23 protein-coding genes are annotated in these 22,259 nt (G+C 57.7%); 15 read left to right on the top strand and 8 right to left on the bottom strand.

Features of this window, described 5'->3' with window-relative positions; genetic code table 11:
• Positions 1 to 61 precede the first annotated feature (61 nt).
• The 3 genes from ACR0JW_RS05070 to ACR0JW_RS05060 are packed head-to-tail and all read left to right on the top strand — an operon-like array spanning position 62 to position 1,931.
• Positions 62 to 802, top strand: a complete 741-nt coding sequence (locus ACR0JW_RS05070) for an amino acid ABC transporter ATP-binding protein (RefSeq protein ID WP_170613966.1) — start codon at positions 62 to 64, stop codon at positions 800 to 802.
• Positions 803 to 816: 14 nt separating this feature from the next.
• Entirely contained in the window at positions 817 to 1,578 is a 762-nt protein-coding gene (locus ACR0JW_RS05065) for an amino acid ABC transporter permease (RefSeq protein WP_170678648.1), read from the top strand.
• Between the two features lie 11 nt (positions 1,579 to 1,589).
• Positions 1,590 to 1,931 (top strand): carboxymuconolactone decarboxylase family protein, encoded by a 342-nt coding sequence (locus ACR0JW_RS05060; protein WP_170678646.1) that lies wholly within the window; start codon positions 1,590 to 1,592, stop codon positions 1,929 to 1,931.
• Here ACR0JW_RS05060 and ACR0JW_RS05055 read toward each other — a convergent pair.
• The 4 genes from ACR0JW_RS05055 to ACR0JW_RS05040 all read right to left on the bottom strand — a co-directional run bounded on the left by ACR0JW_RS05055 (position 1,928) and on the right by ACR0JW_RS05040 (position 5,513).
• On the bottom strand, positions 1,928 to 2,545 hold the full coding sequence (locus ACR0JW_RS05055) for an RES family NAD+ phosphorylase (protein WP_170678644.1): 618 nt from the start codon (positions 2,543 to 2,545) through the stop codon (positions 1,928 to 1,930). The two genes, ACR0JW_RS05060 and ACR0JW_RS05055, sit on opposite strands and share 4 nt — an antisense overlap.
• Before the next feature lie 6 nt (positions 2,546 to 2,551).
• Positions 2,552 to 3,199: a hypothetical protein gene (locus ACR0JW_RS05050; protein WP_170678642.1), complete on the bottom strand. Its 648-nt coding sequence runs from the start codon at positions 3,197 to 3,199 to the stop codon at positions 2,552 to 2,554.
• A gap of 202 nt (positions 3,200 to 3,401) precedes the next feature.
• Positions 3,402 to 4,439 (bottom strand): sterol desaturase family protein, encoded by a 1,038-nt coding sequence (locus ACR0JW_RS05045; RefSeq protein ID WP_170678640.1) that lies wholly within the window; start codon positions 4,437 to 4,439, stop codon positions 3,402 to 3,404.
• 108 nt (positions 4,440 to 4,547) lie between these two features.
• Positions 4,548 to 5,513: an NAD(P)-dependent oxidoreductase gene (locus tag ACR0JW_RS05040; protein ID WP_170678638.1), complete on the bottom strand. Its 966-nt coding sequence runs from the start codon at positions 5,511 to 5,513 to the stop codon at positions 4,548 to 4,550.
• 125 nt (positions 5,514 to 5,638) lie between these two features.
• Between ACR0JW_RS05040 and ACR0JW_RS05035 the strand changes: the two genes are divergently transcribed.
• A complete protein-coding gene (locus ACR0JW_RS05035; RefSeq protein ID WP_480713640.1) occupies positions 5,639 to 6,532 on the top strand; it encodes a LysR substrate-binding domain-containing protein in 894 nt (297 codons plus the stop codon).
• A gap of 305 nt (positions 6,533 to 6,837) precedes the next feature.
• On the opposite strand, the gene ACR0JW_RS05030 is transcribed toward ACR0JW_RS05035, so the two are convergent.
• The 3 genes from ACR0JW_RS05030 to ACR0JW_RS05020 all read right to left on the bottom strand — a co-directional run bounded on the left by ACR0JW_RS05030 (position 6,838) and on the right by ACR0JW_RS05020 (position 10,121).
• Positions 6,838 to 8,274 carry an NAD-dependent succinate-semialdehyde dehydrogenase gene (locus ACR0JW_RS05030; RefSeq protein WP_480713639.1) on the bottom strand — a complete coding sequence of 479 codons (1,437 nt, stop codon included), beginning with the start codon at positions 8,272 to 8,274 and terminating at the stop codon, positions 6,838 to 6,840.
• Positions 8,275 to 8,384: 110 nt separating this feature from the next.
• Positions 8,385 to 9,329 (bottom strand): LysR substrate-binding domain-containing protein, encoded by a 945-nt coding sequence (locus ACR0JW_RS05025; protein WP_480713638.1) that lies wholly within the window; start codon positions 9,327 to 9,329, stop codon positions 8,385 to 8,387.
• 9 nt (positions 9,330 to 9,338) lie between these two features.
• The gene (locus ACR0JW_RS05020) at positions 9,339 to 10,121 is read right to left on the bottom strand and encodes an aspartate dehydrogenase (RefSeq protein ID WP_170678630.1); all 783 of its coding nucleotides are present in this window, start codon (positions 10,119 to 10,121) and stop codon (positions 9,339 to 9,341) included.
• Between the two features lie 162 nt (positions 10,122 to 10,283).
• Between ACR0JW_RS05020 and ACR0JW_RS05015 the strand changes: the two genes are divergently transcribed.
• From ACR0JW_RS05015 to ACR0JW_RS04995, 5 genes are all read left to right on the top strand, one after another.
• Positions 10,284 to 11,246: a dihydrodipicolinate synthase family protein gene (locus tag ACR0JW_RS05015; RefSeq protein WP_170678628.1), complete on the top strand. Its 963-nt coding sequence runs from the start codon at positions 10,284 to 10,286 to the stop codon at positions 11,244 to 11,246.
• 126 nt (positions 11,247 to 11,372) lie between these two features.
• Positions 11,373 to 11,936 carry a 3-hydroxyanthranilate 3,4-dioxygenase gene (locus ACR0JW_RS05010; protein WP_170678626.1) on the top strand — a complete coding sequence of 188 codons (564 nt, stop codon included), beginning with the start codon at positions 11,373 to 11,375 and terminating at the stop codon, positions 11,934 to 11,936.
• 30 nt (positions 11,937 to 11,966) lie between these two features.
• Positions 11,967 to 12,953 carry a TRAP transporter substrate-binding protein gene (locus ACR0JW_RS05005; protein ID WP_170678624.1) on the top strand — a complete coding sequence of 329 codons (987 nt, stop codon included), beginning with the start codon at positions 11,967 to 11,969 and terminating at the stop codon, positions 12,951 to 12,953.
• Between the two features lie 62 nt (positions 12,954 to 13,015).
• Positions 13,016 to 13,555 carry a TRAP transporter small permease gene (locus tag ACR0JW_RS05000; RefSeq protein ID WP_170678622.1) on the top strand — a complete coding sequence of 180 codons (540 nt, stop codon included), beginning with the start codon at positions 13,016 to 13,018 and terminating at the stop codon, positions 13,553 to 13,555.
• Complete coding sequence (locus ACR0JW_RS04995) at positions 13,552 to 14,811, top strand: TRAP transporter large permease (RefSeq protein ID WP_170613951.1); 1,260 nt, start codon at positions 13,552 to 13,554, stop codon at positions 14,809 to 14,811. Before ACR0JW_RS05000 ends, ACR0JW_RS04995 begins: the two co-directional genes overlap by 4 nt.
• A gap of 7 nt (positions 14,812 to 14,818) precedes the next feature.
• On the opposite strand, the gene ACR0JW_RS04990 is transcribed toward ACR0JW_RS04995, so the two are convergent.
• Positions 14,819 to 15,421, bottom strand: a complete 603-nt coding sequence (locus ACR0JW_RS04990; RefSeq protein WP_170678620.1) for an XRE family transcriptional regulator — start codon at positions 15,419 to 15,421, stop codon at positions 14,819 to 14,821.
• 150 nt (positions 15,422 to 15,571) lie between these two features.
• Between ACR0JW_RS04990 and glyA the strand changes: the two genes are divergently transcribed.
• The 6 genes from glyA to gcvT all read left to right on the top strand — a co-directional run bounded on the left by glyA (position 15,572) and on the right by gcvT (position 22,186).
• Positions 15,572 to 16,825 carry a serine hydroxymethyltransferase gene (glyA, locus tag ACR0JW_RS04985; RefSeq protein WP_170678618.1) on the top strand — a complete coding sequence of 418 codons (1,254 nt, stop codon included), beginning with the start codon at positions 15,572 to 15,574 and terminating at the stop codon, positions 16,823 to 16,825.
• A gap of 10 nt (positions 16,826 to 16,835) precedes the next feature.
• Positions 16,836 to 18,218: a dihydrolipoyl dehydrogenase gene (gene lpdA, locus ACR0JW_RS04980; RefSeq protein WP_170678616.1), complete on the top strand. Its 1,383-nt coding sequence runs from the start codon at positions 16,836 to 16,838 to the stop codon at positions 18,216 to 18,218.
• A gap of 14 nt (positions 18,219 to 18,232) precedes the next feature.
• Positions 18,233 to 19,177: a lipoyl synthase gene (gene lipA, locus ACR0JW_RS04975; protein ID WP_170678614.1), complete on the top strand. Its 945-nt coding sequence runs from the start codon at positions 18,233 to 18,235 to the stop codon at positions 19,175 to 19,177.
• Between the two features lie 25 nt (positions 19,178 to 19,202).
• Positions 19,203 to 20,576, top strand: a complete 1,374-nt coding sequence (locus tag ACR0JW_RS04970; protein WP_170678613.1) for an alanine/glycine:cation symporter family protein — start codon at positions 19,203 to 19,205, stop codon at positions 20,574 to 20,576.
• Between the two features lie 76 nt (positions 20,577 to 20,652).
• Positions 20,653 to 21,075 carry a universal stress protein gene (locus tag ACR0JW_RS04965; RefSeq protein ID WP_170613945.1) on the top strand — a complete coding sequence of 141 codons (423 nt, stop codon included), beginning with the start codon at positions 20,653 to 20,655 and terminating at the stop codon, positions 21,073 to 21,075.
• A 16-nt stretch (positions 21,076 to 21,091) separates the two neighbouring features.
• The gene (gene gcvT, locus ACR0JW_RS04960; protein ID WP_170678611.1) at positions 21,092 to 22,186 is read left to right on the top strand and encodes a glycine cleavage system aminomethyltransferase GcvT; all 1,095 of its coding nucleotides are present in this window, start codon (positions 21,092 to 21,094) and stop codon (positions 22,184 to 22,186) included.
• The last annotated feature ends 73 nt before the right edge of the window (positions 22,187 to 22,259 follow it).

Raw genomic sequence — 22,259 nt, 5'->3', positions numbered from 1 at the left:
ACGTTAACCTCAAGAAAAATATTTCTTCCCAGGAAAACTTCATACCAAGGGAGCCCGGCCAGTGAGCGAAACGGCAATCGAACTTGTGAATGTCAATAAATGGTACGGCGATTTCCATGTTTTGAAGGACATCAATCTCAGCATCAAGTCGGGTGAAAAGGTTGTGATCTGCGGCCCTTCGGGGTCCGGCAAATCGACCGTGGTGCGCTGTATCAACCGATTGGAAGAACACCAGAAAGGCACCATCCGTGTTGATGGAATTGAACTGACGAATGACCCCAAATCCGTGACGGCCATCCGGTCAGAGGTCGGAATGGTGTTTCAGCAGTTCAATCTATTCCCGCACCTGAGCGTTCTGGAAAACCTGACCCTTGGCCCGATCAAGTCACGAGGAATGTCGCGTGCCGACGCCGAGGCCCGGGCGAGGCACTATCTGGAACGGGTTCACATCCCGGATCAGGCCGAAAAACGCCCCGGCCAACTGTCCGGTGGACAGCAGCAGCGCGTCGCCATCGCGCGGTCGTTATGCATGGAACCCCGGGTCCTGCTGTTTGACGAACCCACGTCGGCACTGGACCCCGAGATGATTTCCGAAGTGCTCGATGTGATGGTGGAACTTGCGCAAGAAGGCATGACCATGGTCGTGGTGACACATGAGATGGGCTTTGCCCGCAAAGTGGCAGACAACATGGTGTTCATGGATGCGGGGCAGATTGTCGAACAGGGCAACCCCGAGGAGTTCTTTGGAGCCCCCCGATCCGAGCGCTGCCAGAAATTTCTCAGCCAGATACTGCAGCATTGAGGGGCCCAAACGCGATGAAAAGAAACCTTCTTCTTCTCCTGTCGTTTCTGGCGCTTGCAGCTTGTTCCAGTTCTTCCACATGGGGATGGTATGTCATCAATCCGATGACCGAAGCAGGCTGGATCAATGTCAAATTCCTGATTTCCGGCATGGGCGACACCATCTTGATTTCAGTGATCGCCGCTGTCATTTCGATTGTTCTGGGGTTGATCGTGGCATTGCCGGGGCTGGCCAAAAGCCGGGGCTGGCGTTTGGTTAACCGGGTCTATGTCGAACTGATCCGCTCGATCCCGCTGCTGCCCATGCTGTTCTGGGTATTCTACGGCCTGCCGATCGTTTTTCGTGAAATGGGCCTGAACATACCGATTGATCCGTTTTGGGGCGCTATCATCACGCTTGCCTTGTCCGACAGCGCATTTACAGCCGAGATTTACCGGGCCGGTATCCAGTCGATTGCCAAGGGGCAGACCGAGGCGGCACAGACCATCGGCCTGAACTATCTTCAAACCATGCGCTATGTGATCCTGCCTCAGGCGATCCGACGCATTTTGCCACCGCTGGCGAACCAGTTCATCTACATTGTCAAGATGAGCGCCTTTGCCAGCGTCATCGGCATGCAGGAACTGACACGGCGCGCGAACGAGTTGGTGGTGACGGAATACCGCCCGCTTGAGATCTATTCGCTGCTGATCCTTGAATATCTGATCCTGGTTCTGATCATCAGCGCCGGAGTGCGCTGGCTGGAACGCCGCATGGGATCGGATGAACGCGGCTGAAGGAGGACGACATGGACTGGAATGACTTCATGGCCGGGATTGAGGCCGACATCGCAACATATTCGAAAGAAGTGCCCGAGACAGTCAAGGGCTTTGGCATCATGGGTAAGGCCGCCAAGTCCAACGGCGCGCTCAGCGAAAAAACCAAAGAGTTCATGGCGCTCGGGATCGCAATTGCGACGCGCTGTGACAGTTGTATCGGCTTTCACGTCCGTTCTTTGGTGCGCCTCGGTGCCAGCCGGGAAGAACTGTGCGAGGCGCTGGCCATGGCGACCTATATGGGCGGCGGCCCGTCTTATGCCTACAGCGCCAAGGCGCTCAAGGCGTTCGACACCTTTTCGAAACAAGCTTAACGGCTGATCGTGATGCCCGCGCGGCGCGCCGTTGTTCTCAGCTGATCCAGCAAGTCCGCGTCGCGCTGAACGTATCGCGTTTCTGTTACCGTAAGCGCGCCGGGTTTTACCCGATCTTCGAATAGCATCATCGCCAATGCGGAACTGTCACGCACGGATGACCAGATTATGCCATCTGCGGTGGGGTTGTCTTTCCAGATCAAGGCGGCAAGCTCCCGGCAAGTGGGATAGTTGCTTTCATCGTAGGTAAGCAGGTCAGCTTCCGCGATGCCCCAGGCGGCCAGTTCCGGCGTAAACAAACGAACCAACTGCAGTTCCCGCCTGGTCGTCAACCGGCTTGCTGCATAGTCATCAAGACGGTTACGAGGGAATGTCTGATACTTGGCCGGACGTTCTCGGAACAGTGTTTCATAAGCCGCGCCATCAAATGTGGTAGCGGAGTAAAGAGTGGGAACTATTTTGCCCTCGAAATCTTGAAAGGGGGCGAAGCGGGACGTGCCGTAACCTGGATTGAACTGATCACCATCCAGAACGTCTCGGTGCAGGCGAAAGACCTCTCGCCCGCTTTCCAGCGCAAAATAGGGATGCTGTCCGGCCGAATTCGGAAGTATCACGCGCCGTCAGCCTGCCGGCGTTTCAAACGCGCGCGCAGCGGCATCGACAACCCGCGCGTCACCGGTCTGAACAAGATCAATGGGCCGAGCACCATCCAGCGCGTTTTGGGACGCTACAAGCCAAAAGGCAGTTTGCCAGGGAGTCAAATCCTGCGGAAGCACCGCAAGCACGTCCGCCAAGATCGCATAGGGCCGCCCATCAGCATTAAATTGGAACGCCGGATACAGGTCCTTGCCCTGCAGTTTCACCGAAAAGATCTTTCCGGCCTTTTTCCAATCGTTCGCCGTGGCTGACTTGTTTCTCGATGTGCTGCCAGACATGGCATGGATCTGGGCGCTTGTAAGGACCTCAAAATCGCTCAGAAATTCCGCGCGCAGCCGGGCGTTGTCGTCGTCAATCTTTGCCTCGACCTGATCGAACGCGTCCGTGTCGAGATAGGCATCGATCATCGCGTCAATACGCTCCTGAGCGCGCTCCAGCTTTCGTCTGGCAACCGAGGATGCGATGAGGTGAAATGTCCTGGGCGACATGTCCCGAACACCGCTGATAAGGATCAGGGATTTGTCCTTTTGGGCAAGCCGAACCGCTTCCTGCGCGGAAAGATCGCGTTCGGTATCTTCTGCGACATCATAAAGATGAAGAATCCTGGACATCACAAGCTTCCTTATATATCGTATATGACAATATAGATAAGAAATATCAGAAAACAAGTAATGCGAAGCCGTTGTCATTGGCCAAAGCGAGTACCTAAACGATACATTTTCCAAATATTACCATAATCATGATTATGCGAGATATCCTAACGAACGCCATTTAGAGTTGTACTTTCAAAAACTCGGGAAAACGTAAAGTTAGTTACTGCCGCGACGTATGCATTTCGCGTTTCCGGTTGCGCGTGCGTACGGTCGCCTCCTCTGAGCCGTCGTGATATGTGCCGAACCACTTGTCCCAGGGCATTTCCGCGTTGCCGTAGTTGCATTCGTAGTATCGATGATGCAATTGATGAAAAAAGGCACCGATCAGTAGCGCTTTGCGGTCGTGGGCCCAGATTGCTTCGTATCCCGAATGGGATGACGCGGCGCCCAGCATCAGCCAATATCCCAGAAAGATCATGTGAACCGGATGACTTGGCAATACCAGAACGATCAGGATCGCGCTGAGATAGCCGAACGCCTCGACCGGATGCATCGACATACCCGACCACGGGCCGGTGTTTACGTTTCGGTGATGAACGGCGTGGACATGTCTGTAGATGAACGGTTGATGCAGAAAAAGATGCACCATGTAGAAATGAAAACTCTGCCATATGGCGAGTAACGGGAATAGTAAAATAAACCAGACCGGATGGGCGCCAAAGCTGAGCGTGACGATGTAACCATTGGCATACATCCAGCGCAAGAAGCACTCAAGCGCCGACAGGATCGTGGCACCGTAGACCAGCGAATAGTGCATATTGTCCCAGGTCTGATAGCCGAACTTATAAAGCGCATTCTTGCGCTTCATGTAGGGTCTTGGGTCGTATTTCAGCAGCTTGCCCTGTCCGTCTATTCCGTAGAACCAGAAATGCAGCCCACCTGCGACAATGATCAGCAGGGCCCAGTTTCGGATGAAAACCCATGACATCCAACCAACCGCGAATTGCGTTTGTTCGGAGCCAACGGGTTGCATCCAGAACGCCACGACAAACGACAGTGCCAAATAGATCGAACGATCGGAAACCTGCAGGTAATTCTGCCAAAGCCACTTTGCCAGAACACCAGGTTTCGGCGGCCAATGCCAATATGGTGCGTGGTTCACCGGCAATTCAGGGTGCCAGTGCCACTCGCGGCTCTTCGGGCCAGCCTCGGGGCGATGGGCGGCATTTTCCGTTGGGTTGGTGTCCGCTGTCGTCATGTCCAATCCCCTACTCGCGATTTAGCAGCACCAGCTTGCCGGACAGAATGGCCCTGGCGGCCACAGCTATGATATGCCTGAGCCGGTTCAAAGCCCGATGTGATCAGGTCATTCAGCGGCTTTCAGCGCCTTGCCCTGCGGGATCACCTCATAGCCGGGCTCTTCGGGTTCATCGTCTTCCATCTCGGGCGGGAAGCCGGGTGCAAGGATCTCCAGACCTGTGACCTCTTCCAGGCGCCTGATAATGTTGGGCGACAACTCACGTTCGCCAAAACGTTCGATCCCGTCCTCGAAAATCTGAACCAGCATGGGCGAGATTTCCAACGGGACGTTGTGGCGGTCGGCAACCTGCTGGAACAGGCTCACGTCCTTTTTGACCAGATCCATGGTGAACGAGATGTCGCGTGATCCGTTCAGGATGACCTGACTCTCGGTCTCATGAACAAACGATGTGCCGGAACTGATCTTGATCGCTTCATAGGTGGTATTCAGGTCCATACCTGCGGCTTTGGCCGTGACCAGAGCCTCGCAGCAGGTCACCAGATTGGCTGTGGCCAGATAGTTCGTCAAAACTTTCAGGACCGAAGCCGACCCCAACTCACCGGTATGCAAAATACGGCGGCCCATGGTCTTGAGGAACGGCGCGATACGCTCGAACGTTGCGCGATCACATCCCGCAAAGATCGAGATATTTCCCGTGGCCGCGCGATGGCATCCGCCCGAAACCGGGCAATCCACTGCCGCCCCGCCCCGCTCCATCACCATGGCCCCCAGGCGTTTGACTTCAGCCTCATCCGTGGTGGACATCTCCATCCAGATTTTGCCGTCGGTCACTTTAGGCAACATCTGCTGCATGACGGCATCCGACGCAGCAGGCGACGGCAAGCAGGTGATGACCGCATCACAATCCCGCATCAGTTGCGCCGGCCCTTCCGCCTTTTTCGCACCACGGGCCACGAAGGCATCAACCAGTTCTTCGTTCAGATCATGGACTGTCAGGTCCATACCATTGCGCAGCAGCGAACCCGAAAGCTTGCCGCCGACATTACCCAGACCAATAAATCCAACTTTCATGAGCGCGTTCCTCAGGGTGTCCGGTCTGATCAGGCCGGCGAAATTTCCGTTTGTGCACCGATTTAGCGACGTTGAAGCGAAAAAGTAAAACGAATAAAAAGAGCAATAATCACAAAATTTCTTTGGTGCTGAACCTGTCCAATTCCCCAAATCTTGTCTGGCTCAGATCGTTTGAATGCGCAGCGCGGCATATGAGCTTTACGGCCGCAGCGAAGGAACTGGGCATAACGCAAACGGCGCTCAGTCTGCATGTCCGCTCGCTGGAGGCGCAGTTGGGATGCAAGCTTTTCTTTCGCGCGGCCAGAAACCTGAGCCTGACAGAGGTCGGACAGGCCTACGCATATTCGGTGCGGCGCGCGCTGAGCGATATTACGGTATCGACCGCCAGCCTTTTCGGGTCCGGAAGCGCGCAGGTTCTAACTGTGCGGGCTCCAATCTCGACAGCGACGCTCTGGCTGGCACATAGGCTGCCGAAATTCACCCGCAGCCAGCCCGATGTATCCATTCGGCTGGTCTCGAACATTTGGGCGGATTCGGCTGGTCGCGAAAACGTGGATGTCGAGTTGCGCGTGGGGGTTGGTGACTGGCCTGATGCGCGAACCCGAAAAATCTCGACCGAGCGTATCGTACCTGTCGCGGCGGATTCGGCGTCGGGGCAAAGCATTCCGGTTGCCGAACTCCGCAAGCAACCGCTTGTGCAGATTCTGGGATTTCAGGACATGGGGCAGAAGTATTTCGAAGCATTGGGCATAGCGTATTCTGAACCTTTGTCCCCCTACTCTGTCGATACAACCGTCGCCGCGATGGGCGTCGTTGCGGCGGGCGGAGGGTACGCAATGGTGCTGGAAAGGTTCGCGCAAACCGCGATCGAGTCCGGACAGGCCATCGCGATTGTCGGCGATGCGGTCCCAATCAACCAATCCCACTTTCTTGTTGAGACAAGCGGAACAGGCGCAAACGAGCCTGTTAAGCAACTGTTCGAAACCTGGCTTGAACAGGAGTTTTCAGAGCATCAATAGGCATGACCCGAACCAGATCAGATGTGAAAAACTGGCTTTCAATCGCTGCGGCAAGATCCGTTTTCAAGTGGGAGGTCGGATCTGAATTGCCACGAGGGGGAAAAGCAACTGCATGCCGCAGCGATTGAGTGTGAGCGGCGTCAATGCCAGTGGCTATGTGAAGTGACGTTTGATTGAGGCCAAAATATGGCCCATTCTACTAATTCTTTAATTTGTCAAAAATTATAACAATGACAGTGCTTTAAGCGATTTCACCATTTACTGTCAGAACGATATTTCGGGGCCGGATTTTGCCCCGCGAATGATCAAACGATCTGGGTGCTGTGCGAGATATTTTTAACAATCATATAGTTTTCCAGACCCTCGGTCCCGCCTTCCCTGCCGTATCCACTGGATTTGACCCCGCCAAAAGGTGTTTCCGGCAATGATGCTTCCAGCGTGTTGAAGGACAGGTTTCCGGCTTCGACTTCATCGGTCATCCGGTCAATATAGTCGGCCCTGTTTGAAAACCCGTAAGCGGCAAGACCAAAAGGTGTCGCATTCGCCTTGGCTATGGCTTCGTCCAGTGAAGCGACCGGATTGATCACGGCCAGCGGGCCAAATGGCTCTTCCTGCATCACGCGGGCGTCGTCAGGCACATTCGTCAAAACGGTCGGCGCAAAGAAATAGCCTTTGACTCCGATCCGACCGCCCCCGGTGCAGATCGTTGCACCGGCATCACGGGCATCTTCCACAAGTTCGCTCAGCGCGGGAACGCGGCGGTCGTTTGCCAGCGGCCCCATTTCGATACCCTCTTCCACTCCGTTCCCTACGACAGTGGCAGCGGCCCGTTCATTGAACGTATCCAGGAATGGCTTGTAGATGCTTTCGTGCACAAAAAACCGGGTTGGCGAGGTGCAGACCTGCCCTGCATTCCTGTATTTGCGGACCGCTCCGCTAATTGCGGCTTTTTCAACGTCTGTATCTTCACAGACGATGACTGGTGCATGCCCGCCCAGCTCCATCAGGACGCGCGTCATGTTCTCCGAGGCGAGCGTCGTCAGGTGGCGCCCGACCGCTGTTGACCCGGTAAAGGCGACAAGCCGTACTGGATCCTGCCGGATAAGATGGCTTGAGATATCCGCAGGCTCACCAAAGACAAGGTTCAGGACACCCGGTGGCAAGCCGGCGTCGTGGAAGGCGCGCGCGATATGCATGGCACCTGCCGGAGTTTCTTCAGCCGCTTTCAGGATGATCGAACACCCCGATGCCAGCGCGCCTGCAATCTTGCGTGCCGGCTGGCTCATCGGGAAATTCCAGGGCGACAGGCCAAGAACCACCCCGATGGGTTGGTGGTGCACAACATATCGAACGCCGGGCGCCGAGGGGATAACGCGGCCATAAGTACGCATGGCCTCGCCCGCGTCCCATTCGAAAAACTCGCAGCCGCGGATCACCTCGAGCCGGGCCTGTGCCAGCGGCTTTCCATGCTCGGCAGTGATTGAGCGGGCAATCTCCTCCTGCCGGTCGCGCATCAGCGCCGCAGCCTTGATCATGATGTCAGCACGGTCGCGTGGGGCCGTGCGACGCCAAACGCGAAACCCCGCTTCGGCCGCAGCCAGCGCGTCATCCAGATCGGACCTGCCCGCTTTGGGAAGCCTGCCGATTTCCTCTTCGGTCGCAGGGTTCAACACGGGAATGTCGTCTGCTGCCTTGCGCCACTCACCGCCGATATAAAGTTTCAGGTCCGGATAAGTGCTCATGGCGCCCTCGCAGGTTGCAATTCAGCTTCAGGGTCTCATTTCCGCTGGCATCACCTCAACTGAATTGAAGAAATACTGATATCCGATTGCGTGATATCTGCAGGGATGGTTCAGATGTCCCCTGCTGCCGCGCGCAGGGCATCCAGAAATGTGCTGCTTGCCGGGGACAGGCTGTTTTCCCCTCTGTGCGAGACGCCAACCGGGCCCGCACCAAATGGGACAGCCCAGTCCAGGCAGGCCAGCAGGCCACGGTCGATATCCAACGAGGCGACATGGGCCGGCATCAGCCCGACAAAATCGTGGGATCGCAACAGGGACCTGTTGGCAAGATAGGAGACCGATTCAATTGAAACACCCGGCTGGTACTGATCCTGCCGCACAAAATACTGGTCGGTTTGGCGGCGCAGAGTGGTTTCGACCGGCGGAAGTATCCAGCCAAAGCGTCTGAGTTCTTCGAAAGTGATATTCGGCTTGCCGACCAAAGGATGCTGCGTTCCCGTCACGGCCAATACCCGTTCATCAAAGAACTTTTCCTGCGTGATCCGTGCCCGGTGGCGATGATTGGGCAGACGACCAACAACCATGTCGATCTCGCCCGACAAAAGCGCAGGCATCAGCACTTCGTTTGTCCCCTCGACAATTTTGACCGCGACTTTCGGGCGGTCTTTCAGCAGCCGTTCGACAGCGCGTGGCAGCAAGGTTGGTGACGCCGCCAGCAGGGTTCCCACCACAACCCGGCCGCTGTTGCCTTCGTTCAGATCATCCAATTCCTGAGCGGCATTTGAGACCTGCGCGAAGATCAGCTTGCCATGGCGGATCAGCGCTTCACCAAACACCGTGGGCACAACGCCGCGATTGGTCCGCTCGAAAAGCTTGACCTCGAAATCCAGCTCCAGGTCCTGAATCATCTTGGTGGCGGCAGGCTGCGAAATGCCCAGATCGCGCGCCGCGTTCTGGATGCTGCCATGCTGGCCGACCGCAACCAGCAGACGCAACTGGCGCAGCTTCAACCGCGTCAGCGCGCGCTCAACGATGCGGGTATGATGTGCGACCATGAAGGCCCCTCAGATACTGATCGCTGCGGGCTGTCTTTCGATGGCGGCAATCGCGCTCATGGCAGCCAGAGCCGAACTGCGCGGGTTGTCCGGCAGCGCCTTTCCTTCGATCCTGAATGTGAAGGTGCCAAAACTGCCGCGCGCCTCGATTTCGTGGATATTGGCATTAACAGCCGGATCGGCGATCAGTTCAACCCTTGTCTCGTCAAATCCCAGCCCCGCCAACGCTATAGCCGCTGCCACGTTGGCGTTCTTTGGATAGGCCACGGCTGCTTGCCGGGCAGTTCCGGAAAAATGTATCGCCGCTGACTTCAGGTGATCCAGCTTCAATTGTTCTTCTGCAGCTGAACCACGCCATCCCGCCGGGGGCTTGCTGCCGCGATAGATGACCTCGGTCAGTCCTCCCACCCTTGCAGCGGACAGACAATCCAGTGCGCCGATCGCCCCGCTTGCAAGGCGCAATTGCGAATGACCGTTACGCGCCGCCAGTGCCAGCGCCTGTTCAAGATCAGGGTCCGCCAATGCGCCGACTGACAGTGTTACCAGGTCGATGCCCCGTTCCAGAATGGCGGCTCCGTGTGCTTTCAGGCCCGCATGGCCCGCGCAATCGACCATCAGATCGATCCCGCCGGGCAGGTCTGAGACGCAGGAAACACGGGATGGCCCGGCCGCTTTTTCGTCAAGCAGCCGACCAGGTGAAACCAGTATGGCATCAGGCCCTTCGCCTTTTTCAAGCAAGTGTTGTGCCACGTAACGCCCGATAGCGCCTTCGCCGATAATGCCGATTTTCATAGAGCCTCCAGATGCAGCCTTAACCTATCCGAAACTGCAGGCTCTCTGTTATCGAAATATTGGATATCCACATCCGCCCAATGCGCTTGGCTTTGTGCGTTTGACGGAACCAGAGTGTTTGCACGCTCGCGATCTGACATCTGACCTTCGGAATTTCTGCCCATGAAATATGCCAAACACGACGCCAAAGCCTATTCGCGCGAAACCATGCGGGGGATCTGGGCAGCCGCGTTGAACCCGTTCAACGAAGACCTCAGCCTGAACGAGGCCGGATTGCGCCGGAACATTCGGCACTGGATCGACGATCTGCAAATTCAGGGCCTGTTCATCGCAGGCAAACAGGGCGAGTTCTGGTCGATGTCGCTGGACGAACGCAAACGCAACATGACCATCGCAGCCGAGGAATGCGGGGACAAGGCCGGGACGATCATGTCGATCTCGGATCAGAACGTGGACACCGTGCTGGAGCTTGGACGGCATGCTCAGGACTGCGGTGCGGATTATGTGGTGGTCCACGCCCCGATGCTCAGCTTTTGCCACGACCGCGACGAGGTTTTGTACAATTACTACAAGTATATCTGCGACCGCCTGGATATCGGCATCGCCATGTGGAGCCATCCCGACAGCGGGTATCTGATGCAGCCCGAAACCTGTGCGCGTATTGCGGAACTGCCCAACATCATGGCCATCAAATACTCGGTCCCCCGGGACATGTATGCAAAGCTGACGCGGATGGTGGGTGACAAGATCCTGGTGTCAACGTCTCTGGAAGACGACTGGCTGGACAATATCGAGGAACTGGGCTGGCAACTTTATCTGTGTTCTTCGCCACCCTACCAAATCCAGACGGCGAACGACTTGCGTATGCACGAATACACCGAACTGGCTTTTGCCGGAAAGTTCGATCAGGCCCGGCGGGTGCGCGACAGTCTCGATCCGGTCCGTGCCGCTATCAAACGCACCAAGCCCGGTGGCAAGCCGACGGCCCACGGAAAATACTGGCAGGAACTGCTTGGACAGGTCGGAGGGCGCGTGCGCCATCCCATGCTGGAACTGACCGAGGCCGAAAAAGCCGCCACAAGCGCCGCGTTCGAGGATTGCGGCCTTCAGCTTGGATCAAGCTGATATCAGGTTAATGGATACCGACATTCCCAGAAACAAATATTTCTTTCATACGGCTTGTCCTAGGCTTTTTGACGGCACGATATAGTGTAGCTGTGCCCCAAACACCGGTCAGGCAGGAGAAAGCATATGGGACAACACCCGACGCTGAAACCCTTCAATTTCAAGAAATGGGTGGAAGACAACGCTGACAAACTGCGCCCTCCGGTTGGCAATCAGTTGCTGCACAAGGAAGGCGACATGATTGTCATGGTCGTTGGCGGCCCCAATACACGTGTCGATTTTCACGATGATCCGGTTGAAGAATGGTTCTTTCAGCAAAAGGGCGACATGATGCTGAAGATCGCCGACGGCGGCAAAATCTACGATGTGCCGGTGCGTGAAGGCGAGGTTTTCCTGTTGCCGCCTCATGTGCGCCACGCGCCGCAGCGCCCACAGGAAGGATCGATCGGCATCGTGGTCGAAGCCCCGCGCCAGCCGGGGATGAAAGAAGGGTTCGAATGGTTTTGCTTTAACTGCGAAGGCCTTGTGCATCGCGAAGAAGTTGCGCTTGATGGCCCCGAAGGGATCGTCACCGCACTGCCAAAGATTTACGATGCTTTCCATAACAGTACCGAAGCTCGAACTTGTCCGAACTGCGGAGCGCTGCATCCCGGAAAGGGTAAGCCGCCTGCGGACTGGGTCCAGCTCTGAGCCGAACCGGAACAAAACAGGGAGAATACAATGAACTACTTTCACAAAGCCCTTTGCGGCGCGACTGCTGCGGTTGTGGCTTCCTTTTCCGCAACGATTGCGCTGGCGGATGAGTTCCGCCTGGGTCTGATCACGCCACCGCCGCATATCTGGACCAAGGCGGCCGAGGCCTTTGGCGCAGACTTGTCGGAAGCCAGCGGTGGCGCGCATAGCGTGACAGTTTTCCCGGCGCGTCAGTTGGGCAACGAAGCCGAGATGCTGCAGCAGCTGCAAACAGGTGCTTTGGACATGGCGTTCATGACAGTGGCCGAAGTGTCCAACCGCGCCAAGGATTTCGGCGCGTTCTACGCCCCGTATCTGGCCAGCGATATCGGCCACGCGGGCCGCATCCTGCGCAGCGATGGCGCACGCAGTATGCTAGATCAGCTTCCGGCCGAGGTCGGTGTCGTCGGCACCGGGTACGGCATGGCCGGCCTGCGCCAGATCGTTGCCCGGGGCGATGTAAACTCGGCAGAGGACCTCGCCGGTCTCAAACTGCGGATCACTCCGTTCGAGCCTATTCTCGACTTCTACAACGCCGTTGGTGCGGCCCCGACCCCGATGCCCCTGCCCGCCGTTTACGATGCGCTGGCCAACGGTCAGGTCGATGCAATCGACATGGACGCTGAACTGATCTGGGTTCTGAAATATTATGAACATGCCGACACTGTCGTGCAGTCGGACCACATGATGTTCCCGATGGTTGGTCTTGTGTCGGCCAAGGTCTGGGCCGGTCTTTCTGAAGAAGACCGCACCATGATCGGTGAACTGATGGCCCGTCACGTGGACAGCACCATCGACACCTATGTTGCCAAGGAACAGGAATGGCTGGATCAGGTGAAAGGCACCGGCAAAACCTATGTTCAGGTAGACAGCTCATTCTTTGGTGATGCCATTGATCAATGGAACCAGACCTGGGCCGGGAAATCAGGTGCGCTGGATCAATTGCGACAGGTTGCTGCGGAAACCGCCAACTAATACGGTACTCATGCAATTGGGGCGCAGGTGATTTGCGCCCCTTGTTTTGAGGAGTGAGCGCAATGATCCGGCGGATTTCTGCAGCATGGGCGCGTGCTGAACTGTGGCTCGCGTCATTTCTGGCCGCCGCGATATCGGTTCTTATCCTGCTGAACGTCGTGACACGGAGCCTGGGGTCCGCTTTGTTCTGGGTGGATGAGCTGGCAATCTATGCCATGGCCTGGATGACCTTTCTCGGCGCATCCGCGGCGCTGCACTATGGTCACGCGGTAGCCGTCACGATCCTGACAGACTCCCTGCCCCCTCTGCTGCGTGATCTGACGGCACGGCTTGTTGACCTGATCGTTCTGATCTTTGCCCTGTTCATGATCTGGTTCTGTTGGCGCTGGTATTCACCTCTGGAACTGGCGCGGCATGGGTTCGACACCAAGCAGTTTCAGGGTGCGACCTTCAACTTCATCTACGCGGAACCGACAACAACGCTAGGCGTTCCGAAATACCTGGTATGGATGGTCATGTGGCTGTTTGCGCTGGGGGCAACGCTGCACAGCATTTCAAATCTGACCGGCCCCCGTGACCCTCAACCCGAGGGCAACGCATGACGCCACTGATTTTTGCCTTCAAGCTGCTGATCGCGGTTCCCGTTGCGCTGGTCCTGTCGCTGACCGCGATCTGGTACATATGGGAAAGCGGCAACACTGTTTTGTATGACAGCTTTGCCCAAAAGATGTTCTCGGGCCTCGAGAACTATGGGCTTCTGGCCATTCCTCTTTTCATGCTGACCGGCGAGATGATGAACGAAGGTGGCATGACCCGACGGCTTATCGATGCCGCCCGGGTCTTTGTCGGCGGCTTTCGCGGCGGGCTGGCCTATATCAACCTGCTGGCCAACATGTTCATGGCCGCCATCATCGGATCGGCCACGGCGCAGATTGCCGTCATGGCGCGGGCCATGACGCCTGAGATGGAGCGGGAAGGCTATGACAAGGGCTTTGCCGCTGCCACCACAGCCGCTGGGGGATTGCTGGCACCGGTCATCCCACCATCCATGATGTTCGTGATCTTTGGCGTTCTGGCGCAGATCCCCATCGGTGATATGTTCCTTGCCGGCATCCTCCCTGGACTGTTGCTGTCGATCTCGTTTGCCGTGGTGATCGCCCTGATCGGTTTCGCGCAGGGCTTTCCCAAGGGTGCCTGGTTTACGCGGCAGGAATCGATTTCGGCGCTGCTTGCCTGTTTACCGGCGGTATTGATCCCCATGGCCATTATCGGGGGGGTTCTGTTCGGTATCGCCACGCCCACGGAATCCGCCGCCATTGCGTCGCTGATCGCGTTCCTGATTGGCTGGCTGATCTACGGAGAGCTTAAGCCCAAGGCGCTGCCCCAGATGTTCCGGCGCACGGCAATCAACGCGTCTATGATCATTTTCATGATTTCGGCCGCAAGTGTTTTCGGCTGGGTGATCATCTATGAGGCACTGCCGCAGAAGCTGGCGGTCCTGATCACCTCCATTACAGATGATCCATTCCTGTTCCTGCTGATCGTCAACCTGATCCTGCTGGGGGTCGGAATGTTGATCGATGGCATCGCGGCCGTCATTCTGATCACCCCCATCCTGCTGCCCATCGCAATGAACGACTACGACATCAGCCCCTATCAGTTCGGCGTCGTCATGTGCCTGAACCTAGTTCTGGGCCTGCTGACGCCACCGGTGGGTGTCGGGCTTTACATCGCATCTTCCATGAGCGGGGCCTCACCGGGTCGCATTTTACGATCTCTCTGGCCCTTCTTGCTTGCTGTTGCAGCAATCCTGGTTCTGCTCAGCCGTTTCCCATGGTTTTCAACCGCTCTGGTCTAACGCAGGACTACTCCAGCGACACCCACAGAACCTGTGCGTCTTCCTCGCCGGTGGATACGCATCCATGGCCCATGCTGCTGTCATAATATAGTGAATCCCCCGCCTTCATCGGCAGTGGGCGATAATGCTCCGAAACAAAGATCAACTCGCCCTTCAGGACATACATGAACTCTTCCCCGGAATGCCGGATCCAGTTGTCGAATTCGGATATGTCACGCGCTTTGATTGTCGCTACATAGGGTAGCATGCGCTTGCTGGTCAGTTCCGGGCACAGCAACTCGTGCATGTAGGTGGCAGTATGCCTGATCTCGCCCGTCCCTTTAGGGGTGAAGTCCCGCCGCCCGGCGACCCCCGTCTGACCGGATTGTAGGAACAGCTGCGGAGGGTTCATATCCAACGCCTGAGTCAACCGGCGGACAATATCGAAACTGGGGCGGGTCTGGTTGTTTTCTATCTTTGAAAGCGTCGAGCGACCAATGCCGGCGGCTCTGCCGGCCTCTTCCAGCGTCCAGCCCTTCTCACGGCGTGCATCCCGGATCGAGCGACCCAGAGCGGCTCCATCGTCCTGGTCCTGATGTCCCGCGCCATCAGGCTGTAAATCGTCTGACATATTGAATCCCCCCCACTTTCAGCAAGGATACATAGTTCCCGATTAGACCTCAACATAACAAATCGGAAAAAAATGTTGCCTCAAGCGGCTGTTTTCCACTATAGGAAACAAAATCCCCTGTTAAGGATTCGGATTTCGGAGGAGGAAATCATGTTCAGAACGTCTCTTGCAGCATCCGACCCGGTTATTGCGGCGTCGATTTCGCGTGAAGCTTCCCGTCAGGCTGAACAAATTGAGCTTATCGCGTCCGAGAACATTGTCTCGCAGGCCGTAATCGAAGCGCAGGGTTCAGTACTGACCAACAAATATGCCGAAGGCTATCCCGGTCGTCGCTACTATGGCGGATGCGAATATGTGGACGAGGTCGAGGTTGAAGCCATTGAACGGCTGAAGTCGATTTTTGGCTGCGGATTTGCCAATGTGCAGCCGCATTCCGGCGCGCAGGCCAATGGTGCCGTCAAGCTGGCGTTGCTGAGCCCGGGCGACACGATCCTGGGCATGTCGCTGGATGCCGGCGGCCACCTGACTCACGGCGCGAAACCTGCGCAGTCGGGCAAATGGTTCCGTCCGGTTCAGTACGGCCTGACCGACGCGGGTCTGATTGACTACGATCAGGTCGCCGAACTGGCGCGCGCAGAGAAACCCAAGCTGATCATCGCGGGCGCGTCGGCCTATTCGCGCAAGATCGACTTTGCCCGGTTCCGTGAAATCGCCGACGAAGTCGGGGCGTGGCTGCTGGCCGACATGGCCCATATCGCGGGTCTGGTCGCGACAGGTCTGCACCCTTCGCCTGTCGGACACGCGCATGTCGTGACGTCGACAACCCATAAAACGCTGCGCGGTCCGCGCGGCGGCATCATCCTGACCAATGATGAAGCGCTGGCGAAGAAGATCAATTCCGCTGTGTTCCCCGGCCTTCAGGGTGGCCCGCTGATGCACGTCATCGCAGGCAAAGCAGTCGCGTTTGGCGAAGCTCAGAAGCCGGAATTCAAGGAATACATGCAACGCGTCGTCGACAGCGCCGATGCATTGTCCAATGTGATGATGTCGCGCGGCTGTGACATCGTTTCGGGTGGTACGGACAACCATCTGATGCTGGTCGATCTTCGACCAATCGGGGTGAAGGGCAACGCGGCAGAGGCGGCACTGGAGCGCGCCGGGTTCACCTGCAACAAGAACAGCGTGCCCGGAGACCCGGAAAAGCCAACAGTCACAAGCGGAGTCCGCCTGGGCACCGCCGCCGGATGCAGCCGTGGCTTCGGTCCCGAAGAGTTCAAGAAGATCGGCCACCTGATCGGCGACGTTCTGGATGCGCTTGCACAGTCGCCGGATGGGGATGAGACCGTCGAGAAGGCAACCCGCGAACAAGTCCGCGCCCTGTGCGCGAGCTACCCGATCTACTGAGAGCAAGCCCATGAATACCTACGATCTAATCGTTATCGGTGGCGGACCCGGCGGCTATGTCGCCGCGATCCGCGCAGCTCAGCTGGGTCTGAAAGTGGCCTGCGTGGAAGGACGCGGGGCACTGGGCGGAACCTGTCTGAATGTGGGGTGCATTCCCTCCAAAGCCTTGCTGACCTCCTCGGCCAAATATGCCGAACTCTCCCATCTCTCCTCCCATGGCATTGCAGTCGAGGGGGCCAGCATCGACGTTGGCGCGATGATGGAGCGCAAGGACAAGATCGTTGGTGATCTGACCAAGGGCATCGCGTTTCTGTTCAAGAAGAACGGTGTCGATCTGATCGAAGGCTGGGCCAGCATCCCTGCCGCAGGTCAGGTCAAGGTCGCTGACGCGGTTCACGAAGCCAAAAACATCCTGATCGCCACCGGGTCCGAGCCGACCTCGCTGCCGGGTATCGAGATTGACGAGCAGGATGTCCTGAGTTCGACCGGCGCGATCGCGCTGGAGAGCGTACCCGACCATCTGGTCGTGATCGGTGCGGGTGTAATCGGTCTGGAACTGGGGCAGGTCTGGGCGCGCCTGGGCGCCAAGGTCACTGTTGTCGAATATCTGGACCGCGTGCTGCCGGGCATTGACGGCGAGATCGCCAAGCTGGCGCAGCGGGCCTTGTCCAAGCGCGGTCTGAAGTTCCAATTGGGTCGCGCCCTGAAGTCGGTTGAAAAAACCGGTTCAGGCCTGACCCTGACCATGGACCGCGTCGGCAAAGACAAGGAAGAGGTAATGGAAGCCGACAAGGTTCTGATCGCAGTCGGTCGTCGTCCAGTTACCCGTGGTCTCGGGCTGGAAGAACTGGGTGTTGCCGTGAATCAGCGCGGCTTTGTCGAAGTCGACAGCAAATTCCAGACATCGGTACCCGGCATCTACGCCATCGGTGACTGCGTGCCCGGCCCGATGCTGGCGCACAAGGCAGAGGAAGACGGTGTTGCCTGCGTCGAGATGCTGGCCGGGTTGGCCGGGCATGTGGATTACAACACGGTACCCGGCGTGGTTTACACCGACCCCGAGGTTGCGTCCGTTGGTCTGACCGAAGAAGCGCTGAAAGAGACCGGATCGGAGTATACGGTCGGAAAATTTGCCTTCATGGCCAATTCCCGTGCCCGATCGACCGGAGAAACAGACGGCGCGGTCAAGGTTCTGGCCGACGCGGATGGCAAGATACTGGGGGGCCATATCTGCGGGGCGCATGGCGGTGACCTGATCGCCGAACTGGTGCTGGCCATGACCAAAGGCGCAACCGTCGCCGAGGTCGCCGCAACCTGCCACGCGCACCCGGCGATGGGCGAGGCTGTCAAGGAAGCCTGCCTTGACGCCATGGGCCGCGCAATCCACGCCTGAACCGGAGCAGCCAGATGACCATCCAGCTTCGCCCACGCCACCCGGAAAAGGCCAAAAAGGCCGACAGTGTCATACCGCGCAAACCGAAGTGGATACGTAAGAAAAAGATCGAAGGATCCGAGTATTACGAAACCCGCCGCCTGATGCGCGAGCACGATCTGGCGACCGTTTGCGAAGAAGCCGCCTGCCCCAACATCGGAGAGTGCTGGTCCAAACGCCACGCAACCATGATGATCATGGGCGAGGTCTGCACCCGCGGCTGTTCCTTCTGCAACGTGGCGACGGGCCGTCCTGACGCTCTGGATGCGTTCGAACCGGGCCGGGTCGCGGCGGCGGTCAAAAAGCTGGGTCTGCGCCATGTGGTGATCACTTCCGTGGATCGCGACGATCTGGAAGACGGTGGGGCCGAGCATATCGCGCAAACGATCCGCGCCGTGCGTCATCAGAACCCCGGGACGACAATCGAGGTTCTGACGCCTGATTTTCTGGGCAAGGGCAAAGCCCCGGATGTCGTCTTCGAAGCGGCGCCGGATGTGTTTAACCATAATCTGGAAACCGTGCCGCATTTGTACCCGACGGTGCGGCCGGGTGCCCGGTATTATGCCTCTTTGCGGCTTCTGGACGATGCCAAACGGGCTGAACCGGAAATCTTCACAAAATCGGGACTTATGGTAGGGTTGGGCGAAACAATTAATGATGTGCGCCAGGTGATGGACGATCTGCGCGCTGCCAATGTCGATTTCCTAACCGTCGGACAATATCTGCAACCGACCCCGAAACACCATCCGATTGACCGGTTTTGGTCACCGGAAGAGTTTAAAAAGCTAGAACAAATTGCCCGTTCCAAGGGCTTTCTGCACGTGTCGGCAACACCGCTGACCCGGTCGTCGTTCCACGCGGACGAAGATTTCGCTGCTCTTAAGCAGGCCCGCCAGCGGGCCGTCGCCAACGGGGCATAAACCTGACGCAAATGGGAGGGAAACCATGGAAGCGTTAAATTCAATCGTAGGAGCCATAAACGGCGTCGTGTGGGGGCCGCTGATGCTGGTTCTCATCCTTGGCGTCGGCTTCTTCCTGCAGGTTGGGCTGAAATTCATGCCGATTCTGCGCATTGGCACGGGCTTTAGCCTGCTGTTCAAAGGCCGTGAGGGTCAGGGCGAAGGGCAGATCAGCCCGTTCAACGCGCTGATGACCTCGCTGTCGGCAACCATCGGCACGGGTAACATCGCCGGTGTGGCCACTGCTGTCTTCCTGGGCGGTCCGGGCGCCTTGTTCTGGATGTGGATGACCGCCCTGGTGGGCATGGCCACCAAATACGCCGAAGCCGTCTGCGCCGTGAAATACCGCGAGCAGGACGAGTTGGGCAACTTTGTCGGTGGCCCGATGTACTACATCAAGAACGGTTTGGGCGCGAAATGGGCCTGGCTGGGTGTTGCTTTCGCCCTGTTCGGCGCAGTGGCCGCTTTCGGAATCGGTAACGGTGTGCAGGCTAACGGTGTGGCGCAGGTTCTGGAAGCGAACTTCGGCTTCAACACCTCGGTTACCGGCGTGGTCCTGATGGTTCTGACCGCAGCCGTGATCCTGGGTGGCATCACCCGCATTGGTGCGGTTGCCGGTAAACTGGTTCCGTTCATGGCGATTGCCTACATCGTCGCGGGCCTGCTGGTTCTGCTGATCAACATCGGCAACATCGGTCACGCCCTGTCGCTGGTCTTTACCTACGCCTTCACCCCGTCGGCCGCCGAAGGTGGTTTCGCCGGTGCAGCCGTCTGGGCCGCCATCCGGTTTGGTGTGGCCCGCGGTGTCTTCTCGAACGAAGCCGGTTTGGGTTCGGCTCCGATCGCACACGCCGCAGCCGAGACCAAAGGTCCGGTCAACCAGGGCCTGATCGCGATGTTGGGTACGTTCATCGACACTATCATCGTCTGCTCGATCACTGGTCTGGCGATCATCTCGTCGGGTGCATGGACATCGGGTGAATCCGGTGCGGCACTGACCTCGGCAGCGTTCGAACTGTCCCTGCCGGGTATTGGTGGGTATCTGATCGCCATAGCTCTGTCGATCTTTGCCTTCACCACCATCCTGGGCTGGTCCTTCTACGGTGAGAAATGCGTCGAGTTCCTGCTGGGCGTCAAATCGCTGATCCCCTACCGCGTCTTGTGGATTGTCATGATCTACTTCGGCGCAACAGCAGATCTGGGCTTCATCTGGCTGCTGGCGGACACGCTGAACGCCATGATGGCCATTCCGAACCTGATCGCCCTGGCCCTGCTGAGCCCGATCGTCTTCAAACTGACGAAAGAGTTCTTCGCCTCGGGCGGCCAATCGGAAGAACCCGGCAACACTCCTGCCGAGTAATTCGAACAGAAAAAACGGGGGGCCGTCCCGGCCCTCCACCTTCGAAACAGATTTCCATATCTCGAGGAGAGACGTGATGGCCACGAAAATCCTGCTGCCAATTGATCACACCGACGACCACTCGTGGAAGCTGGCTTTGCCGGTCGCGTTGGAACAGGCGAAATTCTACGGTGCCGAGCTGCACGCGATCGCTGTCATCCCCGAGATCATCCAGCTGCCGAACCTGCCCGCCAACTATGGCGCAGGCGCAAAAGACCACGTGCGGGGCAAGGTTCAGGCCATTCTGGATCACGGCAATGCCTCTGACGTGCCCGTGCATGTCGAGGAAGGCAGCGTCTACCGCGAAATTCTGAAGCTTGCCCACAAGGAAGGCTTCGACCTGATCGTCATGGCGTCGACCAAAGGCGATTTCCCGAATTATGAAATCGGTCCGAACCTGGCTCGTGTCGTGCGCAATGCGCATTGCACCGTTATGGTCGTTCGCGACCAGTCCCGCTGATTGAAAGGTTGAGAAGATGACCGAACCGAAGCGTACGCCGCTATACGACCTGCATGTCGAACTGGGCGGAAAGATGGTGGATTTTGCCGGATGGGAAATGCCCGTTCAGTATCCGCTGGGTATCATGGGTGAACATGTTCAGTGCCGGGAAAAAGCCGCGCTGTTCGACGTCAGCCACATGGGTCAGGTGATCCTGCGTGGCGAGAACGTGGGCGAGAAGCTGGAAACCATCTGCCCTCAGGCCTATGCCACTCTGAAGCCCGGCAAGGCACGTTACGGGTTTTTCACCAACGCGGAAGGCGGGATCATGGACGACCTGATCGTGTCCAACGCGGGTGACGATTTCTTTGTCGTGGTCAACGCAGCCCTGCGCCATCAGGACATCCCGCACATGAAAGAGCATCTGGAAGGGGTCGAAGTCACCGAGATTTTCGACCGTGCTCTGGTCGCTGTTCAGGGCCCGAAGGCCGAGGATGTGGTGGGCGCGCTTTGCCCTGCGGCACGGGATCTGAAGTTCATGGAAACCACAATGGCCCCGATCAACGGCGTCGAATGCCGTATCTCGCGTCTGGGCTATACCGGCGAGGACGGTTACGAAATCTCGATCCCCGAGGACAAGGCCATCGAGATCAGCAAGGCGTTTCTGGCCCACGAAGACTGCGAAGCGGCCGGTCTGGGCGCGCGCGACAGTCTGCGGCTCGAAGCCGGTCTGTGCCTCTATGGGAACGACATCGATCAGACCACCTCGCCGATCGAGGCGTCGCTGGCCTGGGCCATTCAAAAGCGCCGCAAGGAAGAAGGCGGATTCCCTGGCGCTGAGCGTGTTCAACGGGAACTGGCAGAGGGCGCCGCGCGCAAACTGGTCGGCATTCTGCCTTCCGGTCGTGCCCCCGCGCGTCAGGGCGTCGAGATCCAATGTGCCGAAGGAAATACCATCGGGCAGATCACTTCGGGTGGCTTTGGTCCGACCATCGGCGGCCCGGTCGCGATGGGCTATGTGTCCGCAGGCCACGGCGAGCCGGGCGAGAAGGTGAACCTGATCATTCGGGGCAAGGCGCAACCGGCCGAGATCGTGGCCACGCCTTTCGTCAAACAAAACTACAAGCGTTGAAGTCAGGAGAGAACAGGAATGTCGACGTATTATTCTGAAGAGCACGAGTGGCTGCGAGTTGAAGGAGAAGTTG

The sequence above is a fragment of the Ruegeria sp. BG6 genome (assembly GCF_056538465.1).
The sequence above is the reverse complement of the archived record's forward strand: the minus strand, read 5'-3'. Positions and strand labels throughout refer to the sequence as shown.